This window comes from Pseudomonas fragi (genome assembly GCF_900105835.1).
Classification (GTDB): Bacteria; Pseudomonadota; Gammaproteobacteria; order Pseudomonadales; family Pseudomonadaceae; genus Aquipseudomonas; species Aquipseudomonas fragi.
Genome location: NZ_LT629783.1, coordinates 3,213,984 through 3,240,187, shown reverse-complemented (window position 1 = coordinate 3,240,187; position 26,204 = coordinate 3,213,984). Strand labels below are relative to the sequence as shown.

The following is a 26,204-nucleotide window of genomic DNA, read 5'->3' as shown; positions in this document are numbered from 1 at the left end:
CTGTGGATAAGCACCTGTTTTACCCACAGGCTTAAAGCACTTATCCCAACCCCTCATCGGTGCATAACCACAGACTTTTGAATCTCTGTACAGTATGTAAAATAAGGCCTGTAGCAATCTATCCACAGAAAGGTGCCTCAGTAGAAATAAACATAAAAACAAAGCTTTATAAATTTCTTCTCTATTTATTTATCTATCTTGCCTTTATCCACAGCTGGTTAAATTTTGTGCAAAGGGTTCTTTAAGAAGGGCGAAGTCCCTATACTTCGCGGTCTATCCAAAAAACCCCTAGTAACAGGCACGAGGTGCGTGGTGAATTTCCCTTCCCGTTTTGCAGTGATCGTCATCGGCGGCGGTCACGCCGGAACCGAGGCTGCACTTGCTTCAGCACGCATGGGCGTAAAAACCCTGCTGTTGACCCACAACGTGGAAACCCTCGGGCAAATGAGCTGCAATCCTGCAATTGGCGGGATTGGTAAAAGCCATCTGGTTAAAGAAATCGACGCCCTGGGCGGCGCGATGGCGATTGCCACCGATAAAGGCGGCATTCAGTTCCGCGTACTCAATGGCCGTAAAGGCCCGGCAGTGCGGGCAACCCGCGCACAGGCCGACCGCATCTTGTACAAGGCGGCGGTACGCGAAATTCTTGAAAACCAGCCCAACCTGTGGATATTTCAACAGGCCGCTGATGACCTGATCGTTGAACAGGATCAAGTGCGTGGCGTAGTGACCCAAATGGGCCTGCGTTTCATGGCTGATGCCGTGGTTTTGACAACAGGCACCTTCCTCGGTGGACTTATCCACATCGGGATGCAGAATTACTCGGGCGGCCGCGCCGGTGATCCACCTTCGATCGCCCTGGCACACCGTCTGCGTGAACTGCCGCTGCGAGTCGGCCGCCTGAAAACCGGTACCCCACCGCGTATCGATGGCCGCTCTGTGGATTTCTCGGTTATGACCGAGCAACCGGGCGATACCCCGATTCCCGTGATGTCGTTCATGGGCAACAAGGAACAGCACCCGGCCCAGGTCAGTTGCTGGATTACCCATACCAACGCACGGACACACGAAATCATCGCGTCCAATCTTGATCGTTCGCCGATGTATTCCGGTGTGATCGAAGGTATCGGCCCGCGTTACTGCCCGTCGATCGAAGACAAGATCCATCGCTTTGCCGACAAGGAAAGCCATCAGGTCTTTATCGAGCCGGAAGGTTTGACCACCCACGAGCTGTACCCGAACGGGATTTCCACCTCCTTGCCGTTCGACGTGCAAATCCAGATCGTGCAATCGATTCGCGGCATGGAAAACGCCCATATCGTGCGTCCGGGCTACGCCATCGAGTACGACTACTTCGACCCGCGTGACCTCAAGTACAGCCTCGAAACCAAAGTCATTGGCGGCTTGTTCTTTGCCGGGCAAATCAATGGCACCACCGGCTACGAAGAGGCCGGTGCGCAAGGTTTGCTGGCTGGCGCCAACGCGGCATTGCTCGCACAGGGCAAGGAAAGCTGGTGCCCGCGTCGTGATGAGGCATACATCGGAGTATTGGTCGACGACCTGATTACCCTGGGTACTCAAGAACCGTACCGGATGTTCACTTCCCGCGCCGAATACCGCCTGATCCTGCGCGAAGACAACGCCGACATGCGTTTGACCGAAAAAGGCCGCGAACTGGGCCTGGTCGACGACGCCCGTTGGGCGGCTTTCTGCACCAAGCGCGAAAGCATCGCGCAGGAAGAACAGCGCCTCAAAAGTACCTGGGTTCGCCCGGGTACCGAGCAGGGCGATGCCATTGCAGCCAAGTTCGGCACGCCGCTGACCCATGAATACAATTTGCTCAACCTGCTGACCCGTCCCGAAATCGATTACGCCGGTCTGGTTGAAGTGACCGGGCAGGGCGCAGAAGACCCGCTGGTTGCCGAGCAGGTTGAAATCAAGACCAAGTACGCCGGTTATATCGATCGTCAACAGGACGAAATTGCCCGTCTGCGTGCCAGTGAAAACACCAAGCTGCCTGTGGATATCGATTACACGACCATCTCCGGTCTGTCGAAAGAGATCCAGAGCAAGCTGGGCGCTACCCGTCCCGAGACCCTGGGCCAGGCTTCGCGTATCCCGGGTGTGACCCCCGCGGCGATTTCCTTGTTGATGATTCACCTGAAAAAGCGCGGCGCTGGCCGCACGTTGGAGCAAAACGCTTGAGTTCGCTGGTAACCGCACAACACGCCGAAGAGTTATCCACAGGTGCACGCCAGTTGGGCGTTGCACTGACCGAAAGCCAGCATCAGCAATTGCTGGGTTATCTGGCCCTGTTGATCAAATGGAACAAGGCCTACAACCTCACGGCTGTGCGTAACCCGGACGAAATGGTGTCACGCCATTTGCTCGACAGTCTGAGTGTGATGCCCTTCATCGAAAACGGCCGTTGGCTGGATGTGGGCAGTGGCGGCGGCATGCCGGGTATTCCCCTGGCGATCCTGTTTCCCGAGTCGCAAGTGACCTGCCTGGACAGCAACGGCAAGAAAACCCGTTTCCTGACCCAGGTAAAACTCGAGCTGAAGCTGGATAACCTGCAAGTTATCCACAGTCGCGTCGAGGAGTTCAAGCCTGAGCAGCCTTTCAACGGAATTGTTTCCAGGGCTTTCAGCAGCATGGAGAATTTCAGCAACTGGACCCGTCACCTGGGCAACAGCGAAACCCGCTGGTTGGCAATGAAGGGCGTCCATCCGGCCGATGAGCTGGTAGCATTGCCGTCTGATTTTCGTCTAGATAGCGAACACGCCTTGACCGTTCCGGGTTGCCAAGGCCAACGCCATCTGCTGATACTGCGCCGCACGGCATGATTGGGAACGCAAGCAAGAATGGCTAAGGTATTCGCAATAGCGAACCAAAAGGGTGGTGTGGGTAAAACCACCACCTGTATCAACCTCGCAGCATCGCTGGTCGCCACCAAGCGCCGCGTGCTGCTGATCGACCTCGATCCACAGGGCAACGCCACCATGGGTAGCGGTGTGGATAAACACGGTCTGGAGAATTCGGTCTACGACCTGTTGATCGGCGAATGCGACCTGGCGCAAGCCATGCACGTATCCGAGCACGGTGGTTACCAGCTTCTGCCGGCCAACCGCGATCTGACGGCAGCCGAAGTCGTGCTGCTCGAAATGCAGATGAAGGAAAGCCGTCTGCGCACGGCCCTGGCACCGGTTCGCGAGAGCTACGATTACATCCTGATCGATTGCCCGCCGTCGCTGTCGATGTTGACCCTGAATGCTCTGGTGGCTGCCGATGGGGTCATTATCCCCATGCAGTGCGAGTACTTCGCACTCGAAGGCTTGAGCGACCTTGTGGATAACATCAAGCGCATCGCCGAGCTGCTGAACCCGAACCTGAAGATCGAAGGCCTGTTGCGGACCATGTATGACCCGCGCCTGAGCCTGATGAACGATGTTTCGGCGCAGCTCAAGGAACACTTCGGTGAGCAGCTCTACGACACCGTGATTCCGCGCAACATCCGCCTGGCCGAAGCACCGAGCTACGGCATGCCGGCGCTGGCGTATGACAAAAATTCCCGTGGCGCGATTGCTTACCTTGCCCTGGCGGGCGAGCTGGTTCGTCGTCAACGTCGTTCTACCCGCACGCCTCAGCCAACTTAAGGAAATCCCATGGCCGTCAAGAAACGAGGTCTCGGACGCGGACTGGATGCACTCCTGAGTGGTCCAACGGTCAGCTCGCTGGAAGAGCAAGCGGTCAAGGTTGATCAAAGCGAACTGCAACACCTGCCCCTGGACCTGATCCAGCGCGGCAAGTACCAGCCTCGTCGCGACATGGATCCGCAGGCGCTTGAAGAACTGGCCAGCTCGATCCGCACCCAGGGCGTGATGCAGCCGATCGTGGTGCGCCCGATCGAAGGCAATCGCTTCGAGATCATCGCAGGTGAGCGTCGCTGGCGTGCCAGCCAGCAGGCTGGCAAAGACACGATCCCGGCGATGGTCAAAGACGTGCCGGACGAAACCGCCATTGCGATGGCGTTGATCGAGAACATCCAGCGCGAAGACCTCAATCCGATTGAAGAAGCCGTCGCCTTGCAGCGCTTGCAGCAAGAGTTCCAGCTGACTCAACAGCAAGTGGCCGACGCTGTGGGCAAGTCCCGGGTGTCTGTGGCCAACTTGTTGCGATTGATTTCCTTGCCGGAAGTGATCAAGACCATGCTGTCCCACGGCGACCTGGAAATGGGCCACGCACGCGCACTGCTCGGTTTGCCTGATACTCAGCAGGTTGAAGGGGCGCGACACGTTGTCGCACGCGGCCTGACGGTACGTCAGACTGAAGCCCTGGTTCGCCAGTGGTTGAGCGGCAAACAAGAGCCCGCTGAACCGGTAAAAGCCGATCCGGACATTGCCAGGCTCGAACAGCGTCTGGCAGAGCGGCTAGGCTCTGCGGTGCAGATCCGCCACGGAAAGAAGGGAAAAGGCCAGTTAGTGATTGGTTACAATTCTCTGGATGAGCTGCAAGGAGTGCTTGCTCACATCCGCTGAAACATTTCCTCATGTAGCGCGCAGTCGGAAATCACTACCTGACAGTTGAATAGGGGCTTCGTCGCCCCTATACTCTGCGCGCATTTTGTCGGCACAAATTATGCCAAGTTTTCAATCTTTGGTAGCCGACCTTTGAGGAGCAGTTGTGATGGAAACCCGCACGCCAAACCGCTTGCCGTTCCATCGCTTGGCGGTTTTTCCGGTTTTGCTGGCTCAATTTGTCGTTTTATTGCTGGCTGCTCTGGGGCTCTGGCAATGGCATGGAGTCGTCGCCGGATATTCAGGACTCTGCGGAGGCCTGATAGCTTTGCTACCCAATGTGTATTTTGCTCACAGGGCTTTTCGGTTTTCCGGCGCCCGAGCAGCGCAAGCCATCGTCCGGTCGTTTTACGCCGGTGAGGCAGGCAAGTTAATTTTGACGGCAGTGCTGTTCGCGCTGACGTTTGCAGGTGTGAAGCCATTGGCGCCGCTAGCTGTATTCGGCGTCTTCGTGTTGACCCAACTGGTCAGCTGGTTCGCTCCCCTGCTAATGAGAACAACACTTTCGAGACCTTAGGGCGTTTGAGGCAACCATGGCAGAAACAACCGCTTCGGGCTATATCCAGCACCACTTACAGAACCTGACCTTTGGGCAGCTACCTGATGGCGGCTGGGGCTTTGCCCACACCGTTGCAGAAGCTAAATCAATGGGCTTTTGGGCGTTCCACGTCGATACCCTCGGCTGGTCGCTGTTTGTTGGTCTGATCTTCATCCTCGTATTCCGCATGGCGGCCAAGAAGGCAACTTCCGGTCAGCCAGGCGCACTGCAGAACTTCGTAGAAGTCCTGGTGGAATTCGTTGATGGCAGCGTAAAAGACAGTTTCCACGGTCGCAGTGCTGTTATCGCACCGCTGGCGCTGACCATTTTCGTGTGGGTGTTCCTGATGAACGCCATCGACCTGATCCCGGTTGACTGGATTCCTCAGTTGGCGATCCTGATCACGGGCGACGAACACTTCCCGTTCCGTGCCGTACCGACGACAGATCCAAACGCGACAATGGGCATGGCCCTGTCGGTGTTTGCACTGATCATCTTCTACAGCATCAAGATCAAGGGCATCGGCGGCTTCATCGGTGAACTGACCCTGCACCCATTCGGCAGCAAGAACATTTTTGTTCAGGCGCTGCTGATTCCGGTGAACTTCCTGCTCGAATTCGTGACGTTGATTGCCAAGCCTATTTCGTTGGCTCTGCGTCTGTTCGGCAACATGTACGCTGGCGAACTGGTGTTTATCCTGATCGCCGTAATGTTCGGCAGCGGCCTGCTTTGGCTTAGCGGTCTGGGCGTGGTGCTGCAATGGGCGTGGGCTGTATTCCACATCCTGATCATCACCTTGCAAGCGTTCATCTTCATGATGTTGACCATCGTCTACCTGTCGATGGCACACGAAGATAATCACTAAGATCCGCTTCGGCGAATCTGGTGCTCCTCTCACCCTCGGGTGAGAGGGCGTCGCAAAATGATTTTGTTTTACCGCTTTAATCTAAAAACCTAAACCATACGACGTAAAAGTCGGGAGGAAAGATGGAAACTGTAGTTGGTCTAACCGCTATCGCTGTTGCACTGTTGATCGGCCTGGGCGCACTGGGTACCGCAATTGGTTTCGGCCTGTTGGGTGGCAAGTTCCTGGAAGGCGCAGCGCGTCAACCAGAAATGGTTCCAATGCTGCAAGTTAAAATGTTCATCGTTGCCGGTCTGCTCGACGCCGTAACCATGATCGGTGTTGGTATCGCACTGTTCTTCACCTTCGCTAATCCTTTCGTTGGTCAACTCGCTGGCTAATCACTCGAATTTTCGAGTTGATTAGAGTGATGGACAACGAACGAGCGAGGTGTTGGCGTGAACATTAATGCAACCCTGATTGGCCAGTCCGTTGCGTTCTTCATTTTTGTACTGTTTTGCATGAAGTTCGTGTGGCCTCCGGTCATCGCGGCATTGCAAGAACGTCAGAAGAAGATTGCGGCTGGACTGGACGCTGCTAACCGAGCAGCTCGCGACCTGGAGTTGGCCCAAGATAAAGCGGGTCAACAACTGCGCGAAGCTAAGGCTCAAGCAGCTGAAATCATTGAGCAAGCCAAGAAACGCGGTACTCAGATCGTAGACGAAGCCCGTGAACAGGCTCGCGTTGAAGCTGACCGTGTGAAGGCTCAGGCTCAGGCCGAGATCGAACAGGAACTGAACAGCGTTAAAGACGCCCTGCGTGCCCAATTGGGTAGCCTGGCTGTTGAAGGCGCAGAGAAGATCCTGGGTGCCACAATCGATCAAAACGCGCACGCGGAGCTGGTTACTAAACTGGCTGCTGAAATTTAAGCGAGGGCGATCATGGCAGAATTGACCACGTTGGCCCGACCTTACGCTAAGGCAGCCTTCGAGCACGCCCAGGCCCACCAGCAACTGGCCTCTTGGTCAGCCATGCTCGGCCTGGCTGCAGCAGTGTCGCAAGACGACACTATGCAGCGCGTGCTCAAGGCCCCGCGACTGACGAGCGCAGAAAAGGCCGCCACATTTATTGATGTGTGCGGCGACAAGTTCACTGTAGAAGCACAGAACTTCATCAACGTCGTTGCCGAAAACGACCGTCTCCCGCTTTTGCCGGAGATCGCCGCTCTGTTTGACCTGTACAAGGCCGAACAAGAGAAATCGGTAGACGTTGAAGTGACCAGTGCTTTTGCATTGAACCAAGAACAGCAAGACAAACTCGCCAAGGTTCTCAGTGCACGACTCGACCGGGAAGTGCGCCTGCAAGTTGCGGAGGATGCCAGCCTTATAGGTGGTGTCATCATCCGCGCCGGCGACCTGGTTATCGATGGCTCGGTTCGCGGGAAACTCGCAAGCCTTGCCGAAGCATTGAAATCTTGAGTTTGAAGGGGCAGCAGAGCAATGCAGCAACTCAATCCTTCCGAAATAAGTGAAATTATCAAGGGCCGCATCGAAAAACTCGATGTGACCTCCCAAGCCCGTAACGAAGGCACTGTCGTCAGCGTATCTGACGGCATTGTGCGGATTCACGGTCTGGCCGACGTAATGTACGGCGAGATGATCGAGTTTCCGGGCAGCGTCTTCGGTATGGCTCTCAACCTCGAGCAAGACTCTGTAGGTGCCGTAGTACTGGGCGCATACACGACTCTGGCTGAAGGCATGAGCGCCAAGTGCACTGGCCGTATCCTGGAAGTTCCGGTTGGTAAGGAACTGCTGGGTCGCGTTGTCGACGCACTGGGTAACCCTGTTGATGGTAAAGGTCCACTGGGCAACACCGAGACTGATGCAGTCGAGAAAGTTGCTCCAGGCGTGATCTGGCGTAAGTCGGTAGACCAGCCTGTACAGACTGGCTACAAGGCTGTCGATGCCATGATCCCTGTCGGCCGTGGCCAGCGTGAGCTGATCATCGGTGACCGTCAGATCGGTAAAACCGCTCTGGCGATCGACGCGATCATCAACCAGAAGAACAGCGGCATTTTCTGTGTATACGTAGCGATCGGTCAGAAGCAATCGACCATCGCCAACGTGGTTCGCAAGCTGGAAGAAAACGGCGCGCTGGCTAACACCATCGTCGTTGCTGCCAGTGCATCCGAATCCGCAGCGCTGCAGTTCCTGGCACCGTACTCCGGTTGCACCATGGGCGAATACTTCCGCGACCGCGGTAAAGACGCGCTGATCGTTTATGACGATCTGTCCAAGCAAGCAGTGGCTTACCGCCAGATTTCCCTGCTGCTGCGCCGTCCACCAGGCCGTGAAGCTTACCCAGGCGACGTGTTCTATCTCCACTCCCGTCTTCTGGAGCGCGCATCCCGCGTATCCGAAGAATACGTAGAGAAGTTCACCAACGGCGCAGTGACCGGCAAAACCGGTTCCCTGACCGCACTGCCGATCATCGAAACCCAGGCTGGCGACGTTTCCGCGTTCGTTCCGACCAACGTGATTTCCATCACTGACGGTCAGATCTTCCTGGAATCGGCCATGTTCAACTCCGGGATCCGTCCTGCAGTGAACGCCGGTGTTTCGGTATCCCGTGTGGGTGGTGCCGCTCAGACCAAGATCATCAAGAAGCTGTCCGGTGGTATCCGTACCGCTCTGGCTCAGTACCGTGAACTGGCAGCATTTGCCCAGTTCGCTTCTGACCTGGACGAAGCGACCCGTAAGCAACTTGAGCATGGTCAGCGCGTTACCGAGCTGATGAAGCAGAAGCAATACGCACCAATGTCGATCGCTGACATGGCGCTGTCGCTGTATGCCGCTGAGCGTGGGTTCCTGACTGACGTCGAAATCACCAAGGTCGGTAGCTTTGAACAAGCGCTGATTGCTTACTTCAACCGCGATCACGCCGAGCTTATGGCGAAGATCAACGTTAAAGGTGACTTCAATGACGAAATCGACGCTGGCATCAAAGCCGGTATCGAGAAGTTCAAGGCCACCCAAACCTGGTAAGCCGCAGCGGGAGCCGCAAGGCTCCCGCTTGCTAACCTGATAGGTGTTACATGGCAGGCGCAAAAGAGATTCGCAGTAAGATTGCGAGCATCAAAAGCACGCAAAAGATTACCAGCGCCATGGAAAAAGTGGCGGTCAGCAAAATGCGCAAGGCACAAATGCGCATGGCTGCTAGCCGTCCTTATGCGGAGCGTATCCGCCAGGTTATTGGGCATTTGGCCAACGCCAACCCGGAATACCGCCACCCGTTCATGATCGACCGCGAAGTTAAGCGTGTGGGTTATGTGGTTGTGAGCAGTGACCGTGGTTTGTGCGGTGGTTTGAATACCAACCTGTTCAAGGCTTTGGTCAAGGACATGGCGGTAAACCGTGAAAACGGCGTCGAGATTGATCTGTGCGTGGTCGGCAGCAAGGGTGCGGCATTTTTCCGTAACTTCGGCGGTAACGTCGTCGCTGCTATCAGCCATCTGGGTGAAGAACCGTCGATCAATGATTTGATCGGCAGCGTTAAGGTGATGCTGGATGCTTACCTGGAAGGCCGTATTGACCGCCTGTCCGTGGTATCCAACAAGTTCATCAACACCATGACGCAACAGCCTACTGTGGAGCAATTGATTCCACTGGTGGCGACCCCGGATCAAGAACTCAAGCACCACTGGGACTATCTCTACGAACCGGATGCCAAAGAGCTGCTTGACGGCTTGATGGTGCGTTACGTGGAGTCGCAGGTGTACCAGGCGGTGGTCGAGAACAGTGCAGCTGAACAAGCTGCGCGGATGATCGCAATGAAGAACGCCACTGATAACGCCGGTGACTTGATCAGCGATTTGCAGCTGATCTACAACAAGGCGCGTCAGGCTGCGATCACCCAAGAGATCTCGGAAATCGTCGGCGGCGCTGCCGCGGTTTAACGGTTCAAATATTCAGAGGATCCAGCTATGAGTAGCGGACGTATCGTTCAAATCATCGGCGCCGTGATCGACGTGGAATTTCCACGCGAAAACGTACCGAGCATCTACAACGCGCTGAAAGTACAAAGCGCGGCCGGAACCACTCTGGAAGTTCAGCAACAGCTGGGCGACGGCGTGGTTCGTACCATTGCGATGGGTTCCACCGAGGGCTTGAAGCGCGGTCTGGAAGTCACCGACTCTGGCGCAGCCATCTCCGTTCCAGTCGGTAAAGCGACTCTGGGCCGGATCATGGACGTTCTGGGCAACCCGATCGACGAAGCTGGCCCGATTGACACCGAAGAGCGTTGGGGCATTCACCGCCCGGCGCCGTCCTTCGCTGAGCAAGCTGGCGGCAACGACCTGCTGGAAACCGGCATCAAGGTTATCGACCTGATCTGCCCGTTTGCAAAAGGCGGTAAGGTTGGTCTGTTCGGTGGTGCCGGTGTAGGCAAAACCGTAAACATGATGGAACTGATCCGTAACATCGCCATGGAACACAGCGGTTACTCTGTGTTTGCTGGTGTGGGCGAGCGTACCCGTGAGGGTAACGACTTCTACCACGAGATGAAGGATTCCAGCGTACTGGACAAAGTGGCACTGGTTTACGGTCAGATGAACGAGCCGCCGGGTAACCGTCTGCGCGTAGCACTGACCGGCCTGACCATGGCCGAGAAGTTCCGTGACGAAGGTAACGACGTACTGTTGTTCGTTGACAACATCTACCGTTACACCTTGGCCGGTACTGAAGTATCCGCACTGCTGGGCCGTATGCCTTCTGCAGTAGGTTACCAGCCGACTCTGGCTGAAGAGATGGGTACTCTGCAAGAGCGCATCACTTCGACCAAGAACGGTTCGATCACTTCGATCCAAGCGGTATACGTACCTGCGGATGACTTGACTGACCCTTCGCCTGCGACCACGTTTGCCCACTTGGACGCCACCGTCGTTCTGTCCCGTGACATCGCTTCCCTGGGTATCTACCCAGCAGTAGATCCACTGGATTCGACTTCGCGCCAGCTGGACCCGAACGTAATCGGTCAGGAACACTACGACACCGCTCGCGGCGTTCAGTACGTGTTGCAGCGTTACAAAGAACTGAAGGACATCATTGCGATCCTGGGTATGGACGAGCTGTCGGAAACCGACAAGCAGTTGGTATCCCGCGCTCGTAAGATCCAGCGTTTCTTGTCTCAGCCGTTCTTCGTGGCTGAAGTCTTCACTGGCGCTTCGGGTAAATACGTTTCCCTGAAAGACACCATTGCTGGCTTCAAAGGCATCCTCAACGGTGACTACGACCACCTGCCAGAACAAGCGTTCTACATGGTCGGCGGCATCGAAGAAGCGATCGAGAAAGCCAAGAAACTGTAATTCCAGCGCCCGGCAACGGGCGCTAATCAGGTTGAGGCAATCAGATGGCTAATATGATGACAGTCCATTGCGATATCGTCAGTGCGGAAGGAGAAATCTTTTCCGGTCAGGTCGAGATGGTGATTGCGCACGGCAGCCTGGGTGATCTTGGTATCGCTCTGGGTCACGCTCCGCTGATCACTGAACTCAAGCCAGGTCCGATCCGCCTGATCAAGCTGGGCGGGGAATCGGAGGTGTTTTACATCTCCGGTGGTTACCTCGAGGTTCAGCCGAACATGGTCAAGGTTCTTGCCGACACCGTGCAACGTGCTGCCGACCTGGATGAAGCCTCTGCTCAGGAAGCCGTAAAGGCTGCCGAGAAGGCACTGAACGAAAAAGGCGCAGATTTCGATTACGGATCTGCTGCTGCACGTCTGGCCGAAGCCGCAGCTCAGCTGCGCACCGTCCAGCAAATCCGCAAGAAGTTCGGCGGCTAAGCCTCCTGTCTTATTGTGTGATTGATTAAAAAGGGTAGCCTCGGCTACCCTTTTTCTTTTTCCGCGAAATACTTTTTGGTCGCAACCGCTGACCACCCAGGATTGGTAGCCAGTCATGTCTCTCGATATCGTTATTCTCGCCGCAGGTCAGGGCACCCGCATGCGTTCCGCCCTGCCCAAGGTTCTGCACCCCGTAGCCGGCAATTCCATGCTGGGTCATGTTATCCACAGCGCCCGCCAGCTCAAGCCGACCGGCATCCATGTTGTTATCGGCCACGGTGCCGAACTGGTGCGTGAACGCCTGGCAGCCGATGATCTGAATTTTGTCCTGCAAGACAAGCAACTGGGTACCGGCCACGCCGTGGCTCAGGCGTTGCCGTTTTTGACCGCGCAAAATGTGTTGATCCTGTACGGCGATGTACCGCTGATCGAGGTCGAGACCCTGCAGCGTTTGCTCAAGCAAGTGGGCCCCGAGCAACTGGGCCTGCTGACCGTCAACCTGGCCGACCCGACTGGCTATGGCCGTATCGTGCGTGATGCCAGCGGCAAGGTCAGCGCTATTGTTGAGCACAAGGATGCGACTGAAGCTCAACGTGCCATCACCGAAGGCAACACCGGAATCCTGGCCTTGCCGACTCAGCGTCTGGCTGACTGGATGGGCCGTCTGTCGAACAACAATGCACAGGGTGAGTACTACCTGACTGACGTAATTGCGATGGCGGTGAACGATGGCCTGGTGGTGGCCACCGAGCATGCACTGGACCCGATGGAAGTGCAGGGCGCCAACGACCGTAAACAGCTCAGTGAGCTGGAGCGTCATTATCAGTTGCGCGAAGCCCGTCGTCTGATGGCATTGGGTGTGACTTTGCGTGACCCGGCCCGTTTCGATGTGCGTGGTGAAGTGACCGTTGGTCGTGATGTGCTGATCGATATCAACGTGATTCTTGAAGGTCGCGTGGTGATTGAAGACGACGTGGTCATCGGCCCGAACTGCGTGATCAAGGACAGCACCCTGCGCAAGGGGGTGGTGGTCAAAGCCAATAGCCATCTCGACGGTGCCGTGATGGGTGAGCATAGCGATGCCGGCCCGTTCGCCCGTCTGCGCCCGGGCAGCGTGCTGGATGCCCGTGCCCATGTGGGTAACTTTGTCGAATTGAAAAACGCCCACCTGGGTGAAGACGCCAAGTGCGGCCACCTGACTTACCTGGGTGATGCCGAAGTCGGCCCACGCACCAATATCGGTGCGGGCACCATCACCTGCAACTACGATGGCGCCAACAAGTGGAAGACCGTGTTGGGCGCCGATGTATTTATCGGTTCCAACAACTCGCTGGTTGCACCTGTGGATATCTCCAACGGTGCCACCACTGCAGCGGGTTCGACCATCAACCAGTACGTCGCCCAGGAGCAACTGGCCGTTGGTCGTGCGCGCCAGCGCAATATTGATGGCTGGAAGCGTCCGGTCAAACAATCAAAGCCTTGATTTAAACTTATCCACAGCTACGGGGTGACGATTTAGCGTTATTAACAAGTTATCCTATAACTGTTTTAAATCAATAGGTTACCTAAAGCCTTATCCGCGCCCTGTGGATAAGGCTTTATTTTTTGCGAGGATAAACAAGGGTTTTGGCCAATAAATACAGGCCTATATCGACTTATTCACAGAAAATAACCCGCAACATTTTCTTGACGAAGGTTTCGAGATACGGTTTCATTGCTTTCGTTATCTTTCGAAACGAAACTTAAGCCGTTATGTCTAAACGTAATACGCCACAACGCAGACACAACATTCTGGCCCTGCTTGCCGAGCAGGGCGAAGTCAGTGTGGATGAACTGGCCAAGCGATTCGAAACCTCTGAGGTTACGATTCGCAAGGATCTGGCTGCACTCGAAAGTAACGGGCTGTTATTACGTCGTTATGGCGGTGCCATCACCATGCCGCAAGAACTGGTCAGTGATGTACCGCAACCTGTTTCTCTTTATAAGCAAGCCATTGCCCGCGCGGCAGTGGGGCTGATTAAAGAGCACGCCCGCATCATCATCGACAGTGGCAGCACCACAGCCTCGATGATTCCACAACTGGGCCTGCAACCTGGCCTGGTAGTGATGACCAACTCCCTGCACGTCGCCAATGCACTCAGCGAACTGGAACATGAGCCTGTATTGCTGATGACCGGGGGCACCTGGGATCCGCATTCCGAGTCCTTTCAGGGACAGGTTGCCGAGCAGGTGTTGCGCTCCTACGACTTCGATCAACTGTTCATCGGTGCTGACGGCATAGACCTGCAGCGCGGCACGACAACTTTTAACGAGTTGTTGGGTCTGAGCCGGGTCATGGCTGACGTTGCGCGTGAAGTGATCGTGATGGTCGAGTCGGACAAGATTGGTCGCAAAATACCCAACCTGGAACTGCCCTGGAGCAGCGTCCATACCCTTATTACCGATGATCGCCTGCCCCTTGAGGCACGCGAACAGATTCAGGCCCGGGGCATAACACTGTTATGCGCGGCTCTAAGCTAGGAGAACTTTATGTGTGGGATCGTTGGCGCAGTCGCTGAACGTAATATCACGGCCATTCTGCTGGAAGGCCTGAAACGTCTTGAATACCGTGGTTACGACAGCGCAGGTGTGGCTGTCTTCACCAACAATGGCACCCTGGAGCGCATGCGCCGCAACGGTAAAGTGGCCGAGCTGGAGCAAGCCCTGGCCGGTGAACCCCTGGCCGGCCGCCTGGGTATTGCCCACACCCGTTGGGCAACTCACGGTGCGCCTTGCGAGCGTAACGCTCACCCGCATTTCTCCGGTTCCGATCTGGCTGTAGTGCACAACGGCATCATCGAAAACCATGAAGCCCTGCGTGAACAGCTCAAAGGCCTGGGCTACACATTCACCTCGGATACCGATACCGAAGTGATTGCTCACCTGCTCAACCACAAACTCAAAGACCACAACGACCTGACTGCGGCGCTCAAGGCCACCGTCAAGGAGTTGCACGGTGCCTACGGTTTGGCCGTGATCAGCGCCAAACAACCTGACCGTCTGGTTGCAGCCCGCAGCGGCAGCCCGCTGGTGATTGGCCTGGGCCTGGGTGAAAACTTCCTGGCCTCCGACCAACTGGCACTGCGCCAGGTCACTGACCGTTTCATGTACCTGGAAGAAGGCGACATCGCTGAAATCCGTCGTGACAGCGTGCAGATCTGGGATGTGAACGGTCAGAGCGTTCAGCGCGAAGCCGTGCAATACAGCGATGGCGCAGAAGCGGCCGACAAGGGCGAATACCGCCACTACATGCTCAAGGAAATCCACGAGCAGCCTGCAGTCGTGCAGCGCACCCTGGAAAACCGTCTGGGCCAGGACCATGTACTGGTTCAGGCTTTCGGTCCACAGGCGAAAGAATTGTTCGCTAAAGTCCGCAATGTTCAGATCGTCGCCTGTGGTACCAGCTACCACGCAGGTATGGTTGCCCGTTACTGGCTCGAAAGCCTGGCCGGTATTCCGTGCCAGGTCGAAGTGGCCAGCGAGTTCCGCTACCGCAAAGTTGTGGTGCAACCGGACACCCTGTTTGTTTCAATCTCGCAATCGGGCGAAACCGCCGACACCCTGGCCGCACTGCGCAATGCCAAAGAATTGGGCTTCCTGGGTAGCCTGGCGATTTGCAACGTCGGTATCAGCTCCTTGGTTCGTGAGTCGGATCTGACGCTGCTGACCCAAGCCGGTCGCGAAATCGGTGTAGCTTCCACCAAGGCATTTACCACTCAGCTGGTAGGCCTGTTGCTGCTGACCCTGTCCCTGGGTCAAGTGCGCGGCACCCTGGAAGAGGGTGTCGAAGCACAGCTGGTTGAAGAGCTGCGCCGTTTGCCAGCGCGTCTGGGTGAAGCCCTGGCGATGGATTCGGTGGTTGAAAAAGTAGCTGAGTTGTTTGCCGACAAACACCACACCCTGTTCCTGGGTCGCGGCGCTCAGTTCCCGGTAGCAATGGAAGGCGCACTCAAACTCAAAGAAATTTCGTACATCCACGCCGAAGCGTATCCGGCGGGCGAGTTGAAGCACGGTCCGCTGGCGCTTGTGGATAACGACATGCCGGTGGTAACTGTTGCACCGAACAATGAGCTGTTGGAAAAACTGAAATCCAACCTGCAAGAAGTGCGTGCCCGCGGTGGCGAGCTGATCGTGTTTGCTGATGAACAGGCAGGTATGAGCAACGGCGAAGGCACCCATGTGATCAACATGCCGCATATCCACGATGTGCTGGCGCCGATCCTCTACACCATCCCGCTGCAACTGCTGTCGTACTACGTTGCCGTACTTAAAGGCACCGACGTGGACCAGCCGCGTAACCTGGCTAAATCCGTGACTGTGGAATAAATCGCAGCTGCGACACTACTCAGTTGTGGGATGCAAATAAAGGTTCATCCGTATAAATAAAGTATCGTCCGTATAAATAAAGTTTCATTCTGAGCCTGCATCCGCTATGTTGAGGTCATCGACACAGCGGGGGCAGGCTTTCTCATGTCTGGAACATTCAAGGGGCTGACCCAGGCCCAGATCGATAGAAGGCTCAAGGACGGGCGTGGCCAAGGCCAGGGATCAGACTACAAGCCGTTCATCTACACCAGGGACGTGTCCTCGCTGGGTCGCTCCCACCGCCTGCCTGGCAGCAAGACCCGGCGTTTACACCATCTTCTATCCGATCTTGAACTGGCCATCTTCCTGACCTTGGATCGGTCTCCCCATGTCACCGATATCCGTGAACAGTTTCCGATGCGAGTCGAAGATACGGTGCGCATCGCCGAGGAGCTTGGCCTGCCCCACGGTTGTTACAAGGGTACCCCGCAGGTACTGACCAGCGACTTTCTGGTGGATTTCGAAGATCCTCAGCGCCCGAGCATCGCGATTCAGGCCAAGTACAGTACCGACCTGCAGAAGCCTGAAGTTATCGAGAGGCTTGAGCTTGAAAGGCGCTACTGGCAGGAAAAAGGTATTCCCTGGGTCATCGTCACGGAGCGCGAGGTATCCAAGGTGGCATTTGCCAATATCCAATGGCTCTATCCTGCCCATGCTGAAGGCGACATCGCTCAGGACGATCTCGCCCATTACCAGCAGCTGTTTCTGCTCGAGTTTCAGCGTCACCCAGACCGGAAGCTGACCGCTATTGCCCAAGGACTGGATACCTCCGGCCAGCTGGAGGCCGGTCAGGCGCTCTATTGGCTACGCCAGTTGCTGGCCCGGCACTGTTTCCTTTTCGATCTTGACACTCCTTACCGGGAGCTGAAGCCGAAAGACCTGGTTGCCAACTCTCATCAAATGCATCAGGAGCTGAGCAGTGTTGCCCGTTAATCAGGTGTTCCGGATGGGGGAACTGCGAAAGCGCCTGCTTTGGTCCGGTACCGAGCAGGCAATCTGGATCGATATCGATTCGGACACGGCGTTGCCCGAACCGATATCGATTGTAGAGCTGGAGCGTCTGATCATGGAGCGGGAGCTGGAGAGCATTGCCGATCCCTTCGAGGAAACAGTCCTACGGGAGGTTGAGGAAGGTTCCCTTGATCAGCAGAAGCGTGATGAAGCTTGGGGAATGCTGGCGGATTTTGTGCACGACCCCCAGCTTTTCGTGCGGCGCCCCAGAGGGCTCATTGTCAGAGGCATCATGGAGCGCCATGGTGTCACCAATCAGACGGTGTATAGGTTACTGAGGCGCTACTGGCAGCGAGGCATGTGCAGGAATGCCCTCTTGCCGGACTATGTCAACTCGGGCGCCCGTGGCAAGCGCAGAAAGCCGAACCAGGCCAAGCTGGGCAGGCCCAGAGTGGTGATGGAGGGGAAAGGGAGCAATGTCACGCCGGACATCGAGCGCATTTTTCGCCGGGTCATCGAGGAACGTTTGCTCAAGGAAAAACATCCGTCCATTCCTGATGCCTACGCCGCCGGGCTGAATCTGCTCCGTGCTGTTCTGACGGAGCTGCCGACCTCCGAACTGCCTACATTGGGGCAGTTCCGTTACTTCTATGGGCGCGAATATCACTTCACCGACACCTTGCCATGCAGGGTGTCCGCAGTGGATTTTGCCAAGGACTTCCGACCGCTCAGCAGTACATCGACGACCGAGGCACTGGGGCCCGGATACCGCTACCAGATCGATGCCACCATCGCCGATATCTATCTGGTTTCAGAACATGATCGCAGCCTTATCGTCGGCAGGCCTGTCGTTTACATGGTGATCGACGTGTTCAGCCGCATGGTCGTTGGTATGTACGTCGGATTCGAGGGACCTTCCTGGGTCAGTGCCATGGTGGCATTGGCCAACACGGTCGCCGACAAGGTTGAGTATTGCCGCCAGTATAGCGTGGAGATCGATGCCAGCGACTGGCCGGTCAAAGGCTTGCCGGATGTGGTGCTGGCCGATAAGGGCGAACTGAATGGCACCAAGGTGGAAGCATTTTCCCAAGCCTTCGGCGTTCGCATCGAGAATGCACCGGCCAGGCGAGGAGATGCCAAGGGGATCGTCGAGCGTTATTTCCGGACGGTGCAGGAGCGTTTCAAGCCCTATGCCAGCGGTGTGGTCGAGGACACCACCAGCCGGAAGCGGGGTGGCCACGACTACAGACTTGATGCCAGTCTGACCTTGCCCGAGTTCACCCAGATCATCATTGCCGGCATCCTCTACCACAACAACTTTCATACCTTGAGCAAATACGACAGAACCTCTGGTATGCCGGGCGATCTGCCAGCCATCCCGGTCATGCTGTGGAACTGGGGCTTGGCCAACTTGACCGGCCGGTTACGTACTGCGCCCGAGGAGCTGGTGCGGATAAATCTCTTGCCCCATGAGTCGGCCACGGTTTCGGAGCTGGGAATCAGGCTGTTCGGCTGCTTCTACACCTGCCAGGAAGCAATCAGGGAGGGTTGGTTTCACCGAGGCCAGGGGCGCCGGCCGACAGGGGTAACGGTCGCATACGATCCGCGTAGCGCCGACCACATCTACCTGCGGCCGTCCAATAGTCTCAAGGACTACTGGGTTTGCGATCTTGCCGACCGCAGTCGACGCTTCAGGGGGATGACCTTCTGGGATGTCTGGCTGCTGTCCAGAGAGGAACGGCGTAGCGATACCAACGCGGCGGCGGAAGCTTTGGTAGAGAGAGGCAATCTTCTGAAGCAGATCGAGTCCATCGTTGCCCAGGCAGAGGATGCCAGTCCGGTCAAAACGGGTATGACCACGAAGGATCTGGGAACCCAGATCCGCGAGAACAAGCAGCAGGAAAAGCGCCAGGAACGCCAGAAAGCAGCATTCAAACCGGATAAAGCACAGCAGGAAAAGCCAGCCGAGGTGATCCCACTGCGGGGCGAGAAGCAGGAAGATTATGCCTTCCCAGATCTCAGTGACCTGATATTCAAGGAGGAAGAGGATGACTGAAGAATTCCAGCGCGGAGTCATTCCCCTGGCGCGTTACCAGGAGCAGCAGCTTCCCGAGTATCAGGACAATCCGCTCATCAGCGCATTGCCTCCGATTCCTGATCTGCAGGAGGTGGTCGATCTATTGCAGCAGCTTCCCGGTTTCGAGCCGCAGGAGGCGCTTCTGGATGGTCGGCTCAGGGCACATGCGATTGCCCGCCTGTTGCACGGCTTCTTCCAGCCGCTGAGCCATCACTTGGAGCTGGAGAGCAAGATCAGCCTGATGATCCGTCAAGGGTACATCGGTCGGAATCCGGCCAGCGGTGCCTGGTATGCGCACCTGCAGAATGGCTATCGCCGTGTCGAGGAGGAGGATCTGGATGCGGCGGTGTACCAGAGTGTCTCCTCTACGGCCAACAGCCTGTCGCTGTTCGGCTGCTCCGGTTGCGGCAAGACGCGCACGCTGGAGCGGATTCTGGGCATGTACCCCCAAGCTCTCCATCACCCTGATTACAACATCACCCAACTGGTCTACCTGAAGATCGACTGCCCAATTGACGGTGACTTGGATGAGCTGTGCCTGAGCTTCTTCAACGAAGTAGACAAGATCCTGGGTACCCACTACAGCCGTAGCCACGGACGCAAGAAGCTGGGTACCAAACGTCTGCTGGCATCCATGTGCCAGGTGGCCAATCTGCACACGCTCGGAGTGCTGATCATCGACGAGGTTCAGAACCTCAACGAGGCACGCTCCGGTGGTGCCGAAAAAATGCACAATTTCTTCGTGTCGCTGGTGAACACCATCGGTGTTCCGATCATTCAGGTCGGCACCCACCGGGCCAGCAAGTTCTTCCAGCGCACGTTCCGGGCTGCTCGGCGGGTCTCCGGGTTGGGCAGCATCCGCTGGGATAGGTTGCCTCGGGACGAGCATTGGAAGCGTCTGTTGAAGCGGCTTTGGAAGTATCAGTGGCTGCGAAATGCGGCGCCGCTGGATGATGAACTGGAGGCTACGATGTACGACCTCACCCAAGGGGTCATGGACATCGTCATCAAGCTGTTCGCGCTGGCGCAGATCCGGGCGATAGTGACAGGTGTCGAGTGCATTAAGCCGCTGTTGCTGCGCAGGGTTTTCGAGGACGAGTTCAAACCGGTCCATCCGATGCTGGCGGCCTTGCGGAGCGGTAGGCCCGAGCTGATCGCCAAATATGACGACCTGCTGATGCCAGAGATCGAGGGACGGTTGCTGACCCTGACTCGCTCTCTGGATAGCGTCCCCCAACCTAAACCACCGGCCCCTCCGGCTGATGACAAGGCAAAGCGGTTGGCCGCCCTGCTCGAAGGTATGGAAATCCCGAGGGACATCGCCATTCCCATGGCCGATGAATTGTTGGCGGAGAATCCGGACATCCCGCTGGCGGCCCTGATTCACAAGGCCACGGCCTACCTCGCGCAGGACGCTCCCAAGAGGCCCGGCATTTCCAGAGTTAAGCGGACGGAGTGGGGGTGCCTATCCGAGGAGGATCTGCGCCGACGTTATGCCGATGGGCCTGAAAGCGAGGCCTATGACAGATTCAAGCAGGCTGGCTTGATCCTCGATCTGCGGCCTCTGCTGAGAGCGAGCTGACATGTACTTCCCCAGGCTCTACCCGGACGAACTGCTTTACAGCGGTATTGCCCGGTGCCGGGTACATCTGGGGATAGGCAGCCACAAGACCTTGCTGCACATGCTTTTCGGTGACAGCAAGGTTGCCGCGATCACCGATCTGCCCACACACCTGACTGCGTTGGCGAACAACACGGGCTTGGATGCGGAAGGCATGATCCTGAATCACACGCTGTTCCCGCTCTATGCCCCTTTCATTCCGCCGGAGCGCCGTACCGATCTTTTTCAGGCCATGCTTGCTCCCGACCGGCCGACGATTGGTCTGTCTGGGGCCTCGACGGCCTTGGTCAAGTGGCCCGATTGGCTGCGTTACTGCCCGATCTGCTTTGAAGATATGGCTGCGCGCTACGGTGAACCCTACTGGCGGCGTAGCTGGCAGATTCAAGGGATAGATGCCTGTCCCGAGCATGGCTGTCAGCTCCTGAACTCACCTATCCCGTTCCGTCGAGCGCAGCGGCACGAGTTTCATACAGCCTCTCCACTGTTTCTGCCCCGTGATCTTCGCGTGAGTCCCGTGGGCGAAGAGGCTATCAGGCTCGCCAAGGCTGCTATGCAGCTGCTGGCGCTCGAAGAGGTGCAATCGCCTGGCTACGGACGCTGGACCAACCTGTACCGGTACCTGGCTACAGAGTGCGGCGCCAGGCGAGGCCGGCAGGTCAGGGCTGAAGTCATCTGGGAGAAGATCCTGGCATCCCATCAAAGGGATTGGCTTGCTGCGAACGGTCTGCTGACATCCGGAGAGCCTCCACCTTGGCTGTTGGCGATGTTCAGGAAGCATCGCAAGGGATTCAGTGCGCTGCAGCATCTGATCGTCTGGACCAGCCTGCGCCCTGGCCAGCATGCTGGCGAGCTGATCAGCGAGGCGAAGACTCGCCAGGTCGACCTTGCCTCCGAGCGGTCAGTGCAGCTGCTCCCTGCTGAGTTTGAGCAAAAGCAGCAGTACCGAGCCATTTGGCTGCAAGCACTGGCTAATCACGGTGGAGCCAAGGCAGCCAGGCAAGACGGAGCAGGGGCATGTTACGCCTGGCTCTATCGTCATGACCGACACTGGCTGATGGTTGCGAACCAGGTCAGGCAGCGCCGACAGGGCAACAACAGCCACATCGACTGGCGAGCGCGTGACATAAGGTTGGTGCGCCTGCTGATCCGGATTGGTAGAGGTAGCGAAGAAGACCTGGGCCTTCCGCGCAGGAGTCGCAACTGGTTCCTGCAGCAGCTACCCCATCGGGCATCAGTCGAGCACCGTCTCGATCAATTGCCTCTTTGCTGCACCTTCCTGGATCGCTATGCCGAGTCCGTCGGCGAGTATCAGATCCGTCGCCTGACTGCAGCGATGCTGAAGGATGTACAGACAGGCATAACGTCTAGGCGCTGGGAGCTGGAAAAGCGTTGTGGATTGGAAAAAAGCAGGGTGGCACCACTGACCACTGCGTTCATTCGATTGATAGGAAGATGGATTGAATAGGACAGTATTTCGTCAGATCCCGAACGGATCCAGGTTGCTGGCCGTTGGAAATTTTTTCAGGGCCAAGACTCCGGCGGCCCAGTGGCAGTTGGCGGCTCTCTTTGAGCGTAACGGTCAGCTGCAGCTGCAGCGGTTCGCACAGGAGATGTCGTGTGTCTTGGCCGTTGGTCGCGAGTTTCTTGGCGAAGAAGGGGCTCCTTATCGTCCCAGTGGTTTCAAGAAGACGGTGGTGCTTCCTGCAATAGATACCTGGCGGGAAAGGCAGTTGGGTGAGTGCCCACGTCTGGCCAGAAGGCTTGCTGCAAATCCTGAGATATCTGGACAGCGATGCTTTGTGTTCGAGGTCGATGGTCTGACCGTCTGGCTGCCGAAATTCGAGCTGGCACGAAAAATGTTCTTCCACGCAGCCTTCATCGTTCGTGCAGCCTTCGCACCGAATGGCTTGGACATGGCCTTCACGATCTACAGAGAGGGCGATGTTGTTCATATCCATACGCCCCCGAAGACGGGGGCCCCAAGTCAGCTTCTCAAAATCAAGGGATACAGAGACCATTTCAGTTGGCTGCTGCTGAATCAGGATGTGAGGCGATCCTTCGAGTCAATCTGGCAAAGCCTCAATCAAAGGCAAGAGCGGGTACTGCAAGAGTCGGCGTATGCCAGGTGGCAGTTCGACTTTCAGGCACCCACTTCCCTCGCGGGTACCACCATGGATGTGCGAGGCCCCTTTGATCCGGAAAGCAACGAATTGCTGGTCTGGGAGATCGAAAAGCTTCAGGGGCTCCGGTTTAGCCATCGCGGTGATATTTTTTTCCATCACCCTGCTCTCAAGTTACCCGTCAGGGGAGAGAACACAGGCTGTGTATCCGTGCCATCGGGAGCGAAAGAGTTGGAGGTGGATGCTGACGAAGAGCCGACTGCTGCCAAGGAGCAGAGGTTGATTCATCTGCCCGTTGAGGGAGTCACGTTTGATGCTCAGCTGCGCACCAAGATCGCCTACAACGGGGAGCGTGCCAACGGTCATGGCAAGAAGGTCGACGACGAGCAATGCCCGAGCAGAGAAAGCCAACTCTTCGGCGTGGCTGATCCTGTGAGCGAGGGCAGCATAGCGTCAGGAGAATTCCAACAATTGGGTGAGGGAGAGGGTGATGGGGACGAGCATGAACGGCTTGCAGATCGCTTCTCGCTGCTCCGAGAGATTCTTGAACAAATCACCCAAGAGTCTGGAGTTGCGCTGGTAGCACTGGAAGTGAGGCCTCTGCCGCCCGTTCCACGTTGCAGCTACCACATGATTGATCACGAAAAATCACGCTGCTATCTGCTGGCAAGGTTCAAGCTGCAAAACGGCGATCAACGCTACCTTCTAGAAATAGATACCTCAGACAACCGGAAGACCATGTCAACGCGGATCATGGGCTTCAAAGCAGGTGTTGAGGCAGGAAAATGCATAGACAGGATCTTGAGGGAGACAGTGAAAGGCTCGTTGCGTTGGCCAGGCACCATGGCGAAGTACTGTGAGCCTTTGCACTCTGTGCATCACCCGAAAGAAAGCTCACCTGGGGCCAACCATGCCCGGGTGTTCGACTGGAAGCAGCGGATACGCGCGGCCCTAGGCTGATTGCAGAATACACCGCAGTTCGGCTGCGATACATCTTGTCGCGCACTGCGTGCAGCCTCCCCGAAACTGCCCGGAGCCGTGCCAAGGCGATATAGGCCCCTTGGGAGTCGGCAAGACGCATCTGGCCATCGCACTGCGCTATCGGGCGGCGCAGTGCGGCATCAAGACCCGCTTCATCACTGCGGCCGACCTTGGTGCTGCAACTGGGCGCGGACCAGCGTAACCGTCCGGGCATCCCGGCTGGCTTGACCCCGCCAAGCTAAGAGATGGTGGCAGTTCGTGGATGCCGTTTCCCGGGTGCACGCGATCCGAGACCACGCGATCAAGCAGGAAAACGAGCACCTGGGCTTGCCTGACTGACCGCAGGCCGGCGACGACAAGGTGGAAAAGTTCGGCGTGTGGCTCTGGCGGCAACGATCCCGCGAAGGGCGGACGGTGCTTGAGCTGTTGAACGTAAGCGTGCGGGCAAACCGTCTTGCGCGACTATGCCGGATGCCACCTATGCGGCAGCAGCTCTGCAATCTCACTCGCCCGCTGCGTCGGCAACCGTGTCAGCACATCCTTGAGATAGGCATACGGATCGTGCCCATTATTACGGGCCGACTGGATCAAACTCATGATCGCAGCAGCGCACTTGAGCATGCGATCCCGCGCCGAGCATTTGAGAAGGCAACGGGATGAACGCTGGCTGGATAGCCGTGGTTTTCTGGGTATGCAGCCGAATCCATTTGTGGACGAGGTTGGCATTGAGGCTGTAGCCCAAGGCGATGTTTGCGATGGAGGCACCGGGTTCAGAACACTCCTGAATGACCTGGGCCTTGAAAGATTTGCTGTAGGTACGGCGCTGAGGGGGCATGGAAAATCCGCTTGATGGGCCATGGCCTTCGGCGGCGGTGTCGGGAAGGTGTGTTGGCCGGACGGATACTGTTGAACTACGCTGTCTGGGGCAACGGAAGTGTTTCGGCCCGACTCTGGAACGCGATCCGCAGCGACGACTGGGCAATTCCGCACGTTGGCCTGAGCAGCCTCGGGGAAAGCGTCGGCTGGGCGCGCCCAGACGAGTTTCCGCCAAGGAACATGCAGACGAGCAAGGGGCTGCGGGCACTCGGCTACAACGTGAGGATCGGTGTTTGATCGAGGCGCCTGTGGCACACGCAGGCTGACGAGCCAGGCGCTGTCCATGGCCTGATCAGGCCGCCCCGCTGCGCCTTGCCTGAGCAGTTGACCTGCATCAATGGGGCGGGAGATCGCTGTACATTGACTCTTGAAGTTTGTCCTGGTAAGCGCAATATCTTGCAAAGTCTTGCAAGGATTTCCTTGGCCGGAACCGCAAAGCGACGCGATTGGAGAGGGTGAGATGAAAGCGCACCTACAGGTGATTTTCACGCTCGATGAATTGGCTGCGTACTTGAAAGTCGGCAAGCGGACGCTTTATCGGCTCGCCGCGCACGGGGAAATTCCGGCTTTCAAGGTGGGCGGGACGTGGCGGTTTCGTCAAAGTGAAATCGATCAGTGGATCAATGATCAGACCCGAGCCGGAGCAAAGAAGGAGGTGATGCGCAAGCGTGAACAGCAGAAGTCATCCGAGCAGCCCGTGTCGCCTGGGCGCACTGCCCGTCGCAGCAGGCAAAGGGCTTGAGTAACTCGTTTTTCAATTTTTCTGGAGGTGTGACATGGACATTGATTTCAAGAAGTTGGCTCCCTGGAACTGGTTCAAGAAGGAGCAGGAAGAACAACAGAGCACTGCCTCGCTGCCGGTGCAGCGCAATGACCTGCCGGTAGCGGGTGGGCCCGTCAGTCCCATCCTGCAATTGCACCGCGAGATCGACCGCCTGTTCGACGACACGTTTCGAGGCTTCGGCTTTCCGGCGCTGGCCATGCCACGCTGGCCGTCGGACTGGCCGGGCCTGCTGAAGCCGGCGCTGGACATCCAGGAGACCGACAAGCAGTACAAGATCGCCCTGGAAGTACCCGGCGTCGAGGAAAAAGACATCCAGATCACGCTCGACAACGACGTGCTGCTGGTTCGCGGTGAAAAGCGTCAGGAGCAGGAAACGAAAGACGGCGGTTTCCACCGGGTAGAGCGCTCCTACGGCAGCTTTCAGCGCGCTCTGAACCTGCCGACCGATGCCAACCAGGACACGATCAAGGCCGCTTTCAAGAACGGCGTACTCACGATCACGATGGAAAAGCGCGAGGCCAGTGCGCCCAAGCAGGGCCGCTCGATCCCGATCAACGGCTGACGCCGATCGGCTCGTTCTCTACAGAAAAACC

Annotated in this window: 24 protein-coding genes and 2 pseudogenes; 24 read left to right on the top strand and 2 right to left on the bottom strand. The window is 56.9% G+C overall.

Translation table 11 applies throughout. The annotated features are described in order from the left end of the window. Window positions 1-312: 312 nt before the first annotated feature. From mnmG to BLU25_RS14635, 22 genes and pseudogenes are all read left to right on the top strand, one after another. A complete protein-coding gene (gene mnmG, locus BLU25_RS14740; protein WP_016782869.1) occupies window positions 313-2,205 on the top strand; it encodes a tRNA uridine-5-carboxymethylaminomethyl(34) synthesis enzyme MnmG in 1,893 nt (630 codons plus the stop codon). Next, window positions 2,202-2,846, top strand: a complete 645-nt coding sequence (gene rsmG / locus BLU25_RS14735) for a 16S rRNA (guanine(527)-N(7))-methyltransferase RsmG (RefSeq protein ID WP_016782870.1) — start codon at window positions 2,202-2,204, stop codon at window positions 2,844-2,846. Before mnmG ends, rsmG begins: the two co-directional genes overlap by 4 nt. 18 nt (window positions 2,847-2,864) lie before the next feature. Next, window positions 2,865-3,656, top strand: a complete 792-nt coding sequence (locus tag BLU25_RS14730) for a ParA family protein (protein WP_016782871.1) — start codon at window positions 2,865-2,867, stop codon at window positions 3,654-3,656. 9 nt (window positions 3,657-3,665) lie between these two features. Continuing rightward, window positions 3,666-4,538: a ParB/RepB/Spo0J family partition protein gene (locus tag BLU25_RS14725; protein WP_016782872.1), complete on the top strand. Its 873-nt coding sequence runs from the start codon at window positions 3,666-3,668 to the stop codon at window positions 4,536-4,538. 148 nt (window positions 4,539-4,686) lie between these two features. Continuing rightward, window positions 4,687-5,094: a F0F1 ATP synthase subunit I gene (locus tag BLU25_RS14720; protein ID WP_003437994.1), complete on the top strand. Its 408-nt coding sequence runs from the start codon at window positions 4,687-4,689 to the stop codon at window positions 5,092-5,094. A 16-nt stretch (window positions 5,095-5,110) separates the two neighbouring features. After that, window positions 5,111-5,980: a F0F1 ATP synthase subunit A gene (gene atpB, locus BLU25_RS14715; protein ID WP_016782873.1), complete on the top strand. Its 870-nt coding sequence runs from the start codon at window positions 5,111-5,113 to the stop codon at window positions 5,978-5,980. Window positions 5,981-6,102: 122 nt separating this feature from the next. Then, entirely contained in the window at window positions 6,103-6,360 is a 258-nt protein-coding gene (atpE, locus tag BLU25_RS14710; protein ID WP_002555987.1) for a F0F1 ATP synthase subunit C, read from the top strand. Window positions 6,361-6,417: 57 nt separating this feature from the next. Then, window positions 6,418-6,888: a F0F1 ATP synthase subunit B gene (locus BLU25_RS14705; protein WP_016782874.1), complete on the top strand. Its 471-nt coding sequence runs from the start codon at window positions 6,418-6,420 to the stop codon at window positions 6,886-6,888. Window positions 6,889-6,900: 12 nt separating this feature from the next. After that, window positions 6,901-7,437 (top strand): F0F1 ATP synthase subunit delta, encoded by a 537-nt coding sequence (locus BLU25_RS14700; protein WP_016782875.1) that lies wholly within the window; start codon window positions 6,901-6,903, stop codon window positions 7,435-7,437. A gap of 21 nt (window positions 7,438-7,458) precedes the next feature. Continuing rightward, window positions 7,459-9,003 (top strand): F0F1 ATP synthase subunit alpha, encoded by a 1,545-nt coding sequence (gene atpA, locus BLU25_RS14695; protein ID WP_016782876.1) that lies wholly within the window; start codon window positions 7,459-7,461, stop codon window positions 9,001-9,003. Between the two features lie 50 nt (window positions 9,004-9,053). Beyond that, window positions 9,054-9,914: a F0F1 ATP synthase subunit gamma gene (gene atpG / locus BLU25_RS14690; protein WP_003438003.1), complete on the top strand. Its 861-nt coding sequence runs from the start codon at window positions 9,054-9,056 to the stop codon at window positions 9,912-9,914. A 27-nt stretch (window positions 9,915-9,941) separates the two neighbouring features. Continuing rightward, window positions 9,942-11,321 (top strand): F0F1 ATP synthase subunit beta, encoded by a 1,380-nt coding sequence (gene atpD / locus BLU25_RS14685; protein ID WP_016782877.1) that lies wholly within the window; start codon window positions 9,942-9,944, stop codon window positions 11,319-11,321. 56 nt (window positions 11,322-11,377) lie between these two features. Then, window positions 11,378-11,797 (top strand): F0F1 ATP synthase subunit epsilon, encoded by a 420-nt coding sequence (locus BLU25_RS14680; protein ID WP_029611653.1) that lies wholly within the window; start codon window positions 11,378-11,380, stop codon window positions 11,795-11,797. 115 nt (window positions 11,798-11,912) lie between these two features. Next, entirely contained in the window at window positions 11,913-13,280 is a 1,368-nt protein-coding gene (gene glmU / locus BLU25_RS14675) for a bifunctional UDP-N-acetylglucosamine diphosphorylase/glucosamine-1-phosphate N-acetyltransferase GlmU (RefSeq protein WP_016782879.1), read from the top strand. Between the two features lie 269 nt (window positions 13,281-13,549). Then, window positions 13,550-14,317, top strand: coding sequence for a DeoR/GlpR family DNA-binding transcription regulator (locus BLU25_RS14670; RefSeq protein ID WP_016782880.1), 768 nt, complete (start codon window positions 13,550-13,552; stop codon window positions 14,315-14,317). Window positions 14,318-14,326: 9 nt separating this feature from the next. Further along, window positions 14,327-16,162 carry a glutamine--fructose-6-phosphate transaminase (isomerizing) gene (gene glmS, locus BLU25_RS14665; protein WP_016782881.1) on the top strand — a complete coding sequence of 612 codons (1,836 nt, stop codon included), beginning with the start codon at window positions 14,327-14,329 and terminating at the stop codon, window positions 16,160-16,162. A 144-nt stretch (window positions 16,163-16,306) separates the two neighbouring features. Then, window positions 16,307-17,134 carry a heteromeric transposase endonuclease subunit TnsA gene (locus tag BLU25_RS14660; RefSeq protein ID WP_000017067.1) on the top strand — a complete coding sequence of 276 codons (828 nt, stop codon included), beginning with the start codon at window positions 16,307-16,309 and terminating at the stop codon, window positions 17,132-17,134. Between the two features lie 13 nt (window positions 17,135-17,147). Beyond that, window positions 17,148-19,208, top strand: coding sequence for a Mu transposase C-terminal domain-containing protein (locus tag BLU25_RS14655; RefSeq protein WP_037001634.1), 2,061 nt, complete (start codon window positions 17,148-17,150; stop codon window positions 19,206-19,208). Further along, window positions 19,201-20,811 (top strand): ATP-binding protein, encoded by a 1,611-nt coding sequence (locus BLU25_RS14650; protein WP_016782883.1) that lies wholly within the window; start codon window positions 19,201-19,203, stop codon window positions 20,809-20,811. The genes BLU25_RS14655 and BLU25_RS14650 overlap by 8 nt, the downstream gene beginning before the upstream one ends. Before the next feature lies 1 nt (window position 20,812). Then, complete coding sequence (locus tag BLU25_RS14645; RefSeq protein ID WP_000273849.1) at window positions 20,813-22,315, top strand: TnsD family Tn7-like transposition protein; 1,503 nt, start codon at window positions 20,813-20,815, stop codon at window positions 22,313-22,315. Beyond that, the gene (locus BLU25_RS14640; RefSeq protein WP_016782884.1) at window positions 22,308-23,930 is read left to right on the top strand and encodes a Tn7-like element transposition protein TnsE; all 1,623 of its coding nucleotides are present in this window, start codon (window positions 22,308-22,310) and stop codon (window positions 23,928-23,930) included. Before BLU25_RS14645 ends, BLU25_RS14640 begins: the two co-directional genes overlap by 8 nt. Before the next feature lie 91 nt (window positions 23,931-24,021). After that, window positions 24,022-24,123 (top strand): annotated as a pseudogene (locus BLU25_RS14635) (ATP-binding protein); the annotation flags it as partial. 290 nt (window positions 24,124-24,413) lie between these two features. On the opposite strand, the pseudogene BLU25_RS23455 reads toward BLU25_RS14635, so the two are convergent. Beyond that, window positions 24,414-24,566 (bottom strand): annotated as a pseudogene (locus BLU25_RS23455) (transposase domain-containing protein); the annotation flags it as partial. Then, the gene (locus tag BLU25_RS23450) at window positions 24,523-24,786 is read right to left on the bottom strand and encodes a transposase (protein WP_001446199.1); all 264 of its coding nucleotides are present in this window, start codon (window positions 24,784-24,786) and stop codon (window positions 24,523-24,525) included. The pseudogene BLU25_RS23455 and the gene BLU25_RS23450, both read right to left, overlap by 44 nt. A 501-nt stretch (window positions 24,787-25,287) precedes the next feature. On the opposite strand from BLU25_RS23450, the gene BLU25_RS14625 reads away from it, so the two are divergent. Both BLU25_RS14625 and BLU25_RS14620 read left to right on the top strand, forming a co-directional pair. After that, on the top strand, window positions 25,288-25,569 hold the full coding sequence (locus BLU25_RS14625; RefSeq protein ID WP_016782886.1) for a helix-turn-helix domain-containing protein: 282 nt from the start codon (window positions 25,288-25,290) through the stop codon (window positions 25,567-25,569). A 34-nt stretch (window positions 25,570-25,603) separates the two neighbouring features. Then, on the top strand, window positions 25,604-26,173 hold the full coding sequence (locus BLU25_RS14620) for an Hsp20/alpha crystallin family protein (protein WP_016782887.1): 570 nt from the start codon (window positions 25,604-25,606) through the stop codon (window positions 26,171-26,173). The last annotated feature ends 31 nt before the right edge of the window (window positions 26,174-26,204 follow it).